Source organism: Deferribacter thermophilus (assembly GCF_049472675.1).
GTDB classification, from domain to species: domain Bacteria; phylum Chrysiogenota; class Deferribacteres; order Deferribacterales; family Deferribacteraceae; genus Deferribacter; species Deferribacter thermophilus.
Map to the genome: position 1 here is coordinate 99,207 of NZ_JAPNXM010000007.1, position 6,033 is coordinate 105,239.

Sequence of the window (6,033 nt, forward strand, 5' to 3'; positions counted from 1 at the left end):
ATAACACAAAAAACTTTATTTAGCAACCTTAAAATAAATCTCATTGTTAATTATATCTTTTGTTATCTTTTTATCAACGATAAGTTTATCTAATATTTTTACAATATCAGACCGATTAAATAAAAGCTTCAGATCATTAACTGTACAAGGCCTCATAGAAAGCAAATCAATCAGATCTTCAACTATATACTCTTCTTTATTACTCAAAGACTTCAAATATGCACCAACAGTTTCAACCTTCACACCTTCTTTTGCAAGAAATAAAGCCTTTTCTAATAACTCTTTTTCATTTAATCCATCAAACCCTTTGTAAGCAGGTGGTCGAAACACAGTATTTAACTGAACTTTAGTATAATTAATATTTTTTAAAACATTTGCTATTTTCTTTAACTCCACTTCATTATCATTAACACCTTTTACAAGAAGAATTTCAATAAATAGTTTACCTTTAAATATACGAGAAAATTCTTTTAACCCGTCTATAATCTTTTCAATGTTAAGCTCTGAATGAGGCCTATTTACTCTTTTAAATATACTTTCACTGACTGCATCGACACTTGGCACAACAATATCAAAATTTAGCAACTCATTCCTAACATCTTCTCTAAAAAGCAATGTCCCATTTGTAAGTATAGCAAGAGGCTTATCAATTATTTTTTTAACTTCATTAGCAAGATAAGCCAAATCAATATTTAATGTGGGCTCACCAGCACCCGTAAATGTTACAACATCTATAATATCTTTTTTTCTTTCATAAACGATTTTGAATTCGGATAACAACTCATCTGGGTTAAAAAACCGCTTTCTTTCAATTTCAAACTCGGTGGTTTTCCCCACTTCACAATACACACAATCAAGTGAACAAATCTTTTTTGGAACTAAATTTACACCCAGAGAAGCACCAAGTCTTCTTGATGGAACTGGCCCAAAAATATATTTCATAATATACTCTCAAAATTAAAAATTAATCCTTCGCATTTTGCTCCAGCTTTCAAATCACCAACCCCCTCTTTAATTCTAACGAAACCATTTACCTTTGCAAAATTTATAAAGTGGGAAGTCTTTTGAGAACAAGCACCATAGGCTAAAAAATTGCCATTTTCATATTTTATAGTTGCTCTATTAAAATAATCAGATGATTTTTTTGAATACATATCATCCTTTAATATGACATCAACAACTTTATTTTCAAAATCTCTAAAACCACAAGCTTTTTTAATAAAAGGTAGCAGATATAATACAAAGTTTGTAAAAAATGCTGCTGGATACCCTGGCATTCCAAAAATCATACAATTATTGTTTTTTGCCACAAGTAATGGGCTACCAGGTTTTATCTTCGTCTTATTCACTACTATATCGAACTTTTTATCATTTAGAACTTTCTTGACAAAATCGTATTTCCCCATTGAAATACCACCCGAACTGATAATTATATCATACTTTTCAGTCATTTCAGCAAAAGCATTAAAAACAGAATTTTCATCATCAATTATATTACCATAATATTCATAGGGAATTCCCAACTTTTTCAAAAAAGATTCAGCTATATATCTATTTGTATTGTAAACAAACCCTTTTCTGTAATCTTTTCCAGGCTCTAATATCTCATTGCCTGTTGTAAAAATACCAACTTTAGGTTTTTCATATACTTTTACTTCTTTTAATCCAAGATAACATAATACTGGATAAATCCTCTCATCAATCAAAACACCTTTTGTTACAACATGTTGATTGATACTAGCTTCTTCACCTATGTTATTAATATTCATTCCATTGGTTACATTACAATTTACAGTTACAGTATTTCCATATATCACACAATCTTCCACTCGCACCACAGCATCAGCATTTTCAGGAACTACAGCACCAGTCATTACAAACGCAGCTTCCCCTTTTTCTAAATTAATATCGACTTGCATCCCCGGTGAAAATGTATTTACTATAATATAACTATTTCTATCCAACCCTTTTATAGCAAAGCCATCAACAGCACTCTTTTTTGTATCAGGATATTCCCTAGTAGTTACAATATCTTCAGCTAAAACATAACTAAAACTCTCAATCACATTGATACTGTTTGTTTTTACCTCATTAAAACAGTTTAAAATAATCTTTTTTGCATCTTCATATTTAAGCATCATCCCACCTTCTTTTATCAAAGATTATTTTTATTATAGAAATAACAAAAAATGCCAAAATAACTGTCAAAACACTTACTGCAATACCTTTTTCGAAGTTACCTTCAGTCATATTTAAATAAATATTTATTGGTACATTTTCTGTTTTACCGGGAATACCTCCAGCCACCATCAAAGTAGCACCAAATTCACCAAAACTTCTAAGCCAACTAAGCATAATCCCCGCAGCTATACCTCTTAATGCAAGTTTAAAAGTGGTATCATAAAACGAACGAAAATAACCTGCACCAAGCGTCATTGCAATCCTTTCATAAATAGGAGGGACAAGCTCGAAAGCACTCTTTGCAGATTTTAAAGTAAACGGGAATGAAATAAAAAATTGAGCTATTACAGCACCTTTAAAATCAAAAATAACATTAAAAAATTTACTTAGAAAAGGTGAATTAAATAAATTAAGTATCAAAACCCCTACAACAAGTGGTGGAATTATTAATGGAACATCAAAAAATACATCGAGTACTCTTGAAAAACCTTTTTTATGCCTTGCAAGATAATAACCTGCAGGGATTCCAAAAATTGCAGATAAAAATGTTGCCACTGATGCTGTTAAAAATCCAAATTTTACAGCAGATAAAAAACCCCTATCAATTACAATTTCTTTTATACTGATTAGGCTAACATCTTTAAAAGAATATAGTATCAACATCATTATCAACAAAGAAAGTAGCAATGCTAATAAAGAAGAAATCTTTGAAAATTTCATTGTTTTATCACATCAAAACCATATTTTTTGAAAATCCCTTTATTTTCAAGCAGATATTTTAGAAATATCTTTGCATTTTCAATGTTGCTATTTGTTTTCAACAAATTTATGCTTGCAACATCTTTTACAGTAGCTCTCTCAGGAAAAGATACATATTTAAACCCATTCACTTTTGCAACAGAATCAAATACAATCCCAACATCTACCGTATTGGTTTTTAAATAATTAACAATCTGAGCAACATTTACAGCTTTAACTACACAATTTTTTTCAATACCTAACACTATATCTTTAGGTAATTTTAATTTTATATTTTCAAAAATTTTACCAAGAGCCATTGTATTTGGATTACCAAGAGCAATCTTTACATCTTTTTTCACGATATCATCAAAAGAATTTATCTTTTTCTTACCATTCTCTGATAAACCAAAAACCGGTGTTTGATATAATAAATCTATAGATACAAGCACCAAGCCCAACTTGACAGCTTTATCCTTAAATGTCTTAGATGCAGGTAAATATAAATCCCCTTTCTTAGAAAAAACAATTTTATTTAATAACTGACCAGATCCTCCAGTTAACAAGACAACTTTAAAATTTTTAGATACTTTATTAAAATTATTGACAATTTCATTTGCAGGTTTTGACATTGATGATGCTACATAAAAATATACATCCTGAGAAAAACCTACTGAGCTTAATAAAAAAAGTAATAAAAATAAAATTAGCAATTTTTTAATCATTTATTACCTCATTCATAGTTATCAATGATACACTTTTTAAAGAAATTTTTATATTTTCATCTTCTCTAATATTTAATTTATTAAAAGCATGTTCAGGTAGCTTTATAAATATAGACCCGAGTTTATTATGCTCAACTTTTAATTCACAAAATCCACTTAACTTTTTAATCCATCTAACAACCACTTCAAGTTGGTTTTCTTTTTCTTCTTTTGCATCCCTTCTAACAATCATTACATTTTCTGGTCTTATACCCACAAATTTTATACCATTTTGAATATTCTTTGTAAAAAGTCTTTCATTATTCACTATCAAATAATTATCCTCGATACCCTCAACTTTCCATAAATTTTTAAAATTTAATAATTTTGCAGTCTCAACATATTGCGGTTTATTAAAAATCTTAGCTTTTTCTCCATACTCAATCACCACTCCATCTTTAATTATAACAACATCTTCACCAAGAAGATAGGCATCATCAATATCGTGAGTTATAAAAATTGCTGGTTTATCTATTTGCTTCAATAAAATATCAATAACTTCTATTAATCTCTCTTTTATTGGCTTATCAAGTGAAGAAAAAGGTTCATCAAACAACAAAATATTTGGGTTTATCATCAATGCCCTTGCTATTGCCACTCTTTGCTTTTGTCCACCTGATAAAATTGAAGGATATTTATTTAAATAATCTTCTATTTCAAGCGTATTGATGAGAAAATTAAAAAGTGTTTTATCTAACTTTATTTTACTTACTTTTAGACCATACAAAACATTTTCTAAAACTGTTAAGTGAGGAAATAAAGTGTACTCTTGGGGGATATACCCTACTCTCCTCTTATCGATAGGTAAATTTATCTCACCTTTTTTAAAAAAAGTAACTCCATTTATATTTATAAAACCTTCATCAGGGGGATAAAATCCAGCAATCATTTTTACAAGATTAGATTTACCAGCTCCACTGTGGCCAAAAATCACTAATTTTTTTTTCTCTGATTTAAAAAAATATCTAAATCTCTTATTTTTAAAAAATTTGGTTATATTTATTTCAATCAACTTTACCTCTTTCTAAATTTAAAAAAGCCCGGCTACTCCCACGGATAACCGGCCTTTATATAACCAGTTTCTCCTTTCCAAGTCGGGAGGCATAAGCGTTTCCACTTATACCCTGGGGGCTATGCCCAGCCGGCACATAAACCATAGTTATTAACCTTAGGTTTATGTGCTCGGAGAAATCTTTTTTATATAATAATCTTACTTACCGTCAAATAGTGACCAAGGACCTCTGTTTTTAGCAAAGTTTATAGCATCATATTTCTCTTCGCTAGTAAAATTCTTCTTAATCTTAAATACTTGTCCAGGATAAATTAAATCTGGATCCTTGATTAAATCTTTGTTTGTCCAGTAAATTAATGGCCACATAAATGGATTCATGTATTTTAATTCAGAGATTTTCCACAAACAATCACCTTTTACAACAGTGTAAATTTCAACTTTAGCAACTTCCTCTTTTTCAAGAGATTTTTTCATCTCTTCAGCTTTAGCAATAGCAATTTTTTCTTTCATATTATTTATATCACTTTCAAGTTTAGAAATAAGTAAGTTTAACTCTGCAGGCTTGCAATCATCCAATGCCTTGCGAGCCTTAGCATATAGCTTCTCAGCTTCTGAATAAGCATCAGGATCATACCTTATACCATCCTCTTTGATAGAATCTAACTCATTTCTTAATTCATTAAGTTTTTTCTCTAGTTTATTAATAGCCTCTTTTCTTTGCAAAGCTACCTTTTTAGCCTTTTCAGCTTTGATTTTAGCCTCTTCTAACTTACCTTCAGCTCTATCATAATATTTCTTTCTAAAAACATAATTTTTTGCATTTTCCATCTCTCTTTCAGCCTCAATAAAGGACTTTTTAGCTTCGTCATATTCTTTTGGTGCACATTTATCAGCATCAACTTTTAAAGCGTCATGGATAGAGTTTTGCGCATCAGAATATTTTTTTACTGGTGGTTTTGCACATGCAAACAAAAGCACTGAAGTAATTAACATCAAAAGAAAAATTTTGAAATACCTCATAATTGCATCCTCCTGTTTTTTTTCAATATTAACATATAAGATATTTTTTGTCAAACATCTATTCATTCAAATTATTTGACATTACAACAAGAATATAATAAGGGTGTTGCACAGTAAAATTTATATAACATATTGATATTTAATCTATTTTCTGCTAAATTATGCTTAATTTTTAATAATAAGGGGGGTAATTATGCCTTCAAAAGAGATAAAAGGGATGACAGTATCAGACATAGCAGCACAAGATAAATTATCAAAACAAAAACGTAATAGATTAAGGTTTTTAAATGATTTAATAAACTTTTCAAAGATAGAGAA

6 protein-coding genes, 1 pseudogene and 1 riboswitch are annotated in these 6,033 nt (G+C 29.5%); of the genes and pseudogenes, 1 reads left to right on the plus strand and 6 read right to left on the minus strand.

The genetic code is table 11. From position 1 onward, the window contains the following. Window positions 1-15: 15 nt before the first annotated feature. From OWM07_RS08000 to OWM07_RS08025, 6 genes are all read right to left on the minus strand, one after another. Window positions 16-942: a radical SAM protein gene (locus OWM07_RS08000; RefSeq protein WP_423303165.1), complete on the minus strand. Its 927-nt coding sequence runs from the start codon at window positions 940-942 to the stop codon at window positions 16-18. After that, entirely contained in the window at window positions 939-2,159 is a 1,221-nt protein-coding gene (locus tag OWM07_RS08005; protein ID WP_423303166.1) for a molybdopterin molybdotransferase MoeA, read from the minus strand. The genes OWM07_RS08000 and OWM07_RS08005 overlap by 4 nt, the downstream gene beginning before the upstream one ends. Then, window positions 2,131-2,901 carry a molybdate ABC transporter permease subunit gene (locus OWM07_RS08010; RefSeq protein WP_423303167.1) on the minus strand — a complete coding sequence of 257 codons (771 nt, stop codon included), beginning with the start codon at window positions 2,899-2,901 and terminating at the stop codon, window positions 2,131-2,133. Before OWM07_RS08010 ends, OWM07_RS08005 begins: the two co-directional genes overlap by 29 nt. Then, window positions 2,898-3,644 (minus strand): molybdate ABC transporter substrate-binding protein, encoded by a 747-nt coding sequence (gene modA / locus OWM07_RS08015; protein WP_423303169.1) that lies wholly within the window; start codon window positions 3,642-3,644, stop codon window positions 2,898-2,900. Before modA ends, OWM07_RS08010 begins: the two co-directional genes overlap by 4 nt. Beyond that, window positions 3,637-4,695, minus strand: coding sequence for an ABC transporter ATP-binding protein (locus tag OWM07_RS08020; RefSeq protein WP_423303170.1), 1,059 nt, complete (start codon window positions 4,693-4,695; stop codon window positions 3,637-3,639). Before OWM07_RS08020 ends, modA begins: the two co-directional genes overlap by 8 nt. Before the next feature lie 54 nt (window positions 4,696-4,749). Beyond that, a riboswitch (molybdenum cofactor riboswitch) is annotated at window positions 4,750-4,883 on the minus strand. A gap of 10 nt (window positions 4,884-4,893) precedes the next feature. Further along, entirely contained in the window at window positions 4,894-5,715 is an 822-nt protein-coding gene (locus OWM07_RS08025) for a LysM peptidoglycan-binding domain-containing protein (RefSeq protein WP_423303171.1), read from the minus strand. A gap of 193 nt (window positions 5,716-5,908) precedes the next feature. On the opposite strand from OWM07_RS08025, the pseudogene OWM07_RS08030 reads away from it, so the two are divergent. Further along, a pseudogene (locus tag OWM07_RS08030) lies at window positions 5,909-6,033 on the plus strand (IS5 family transposase); the annotation flags it as partial.

Coding starts and splice junctions, on each gene's coding strand:
- OWM07_RS08000 (WP_423303165.1), bottom strand. CDS start 942: ATGAAATATATTTTTGGGCCAGTTCCATCAAGAAGACTTGGTGCTTCT.
- OWM07_RS08010 (WP_423303167.1), bottom strand. CDS start 2,901: ATGAAATTTTCAAAGATTTCTTCTTTATTAGCATTGCTACTTTCTTTG.
- modA (WP_423303169.1), bottom strand. CDS start 3,644: ATGATTAAAAAATTGCTAATTTTATTTTTATTACTTTTTTTATTAAGC.
- OWM07_RS08025 (WP_423303171.1), bottom strand. CDS start 5,715: ATGAGGTATTTCAAAATTTTTCTTTTGATGTTAATTACTTCAGTGCTT.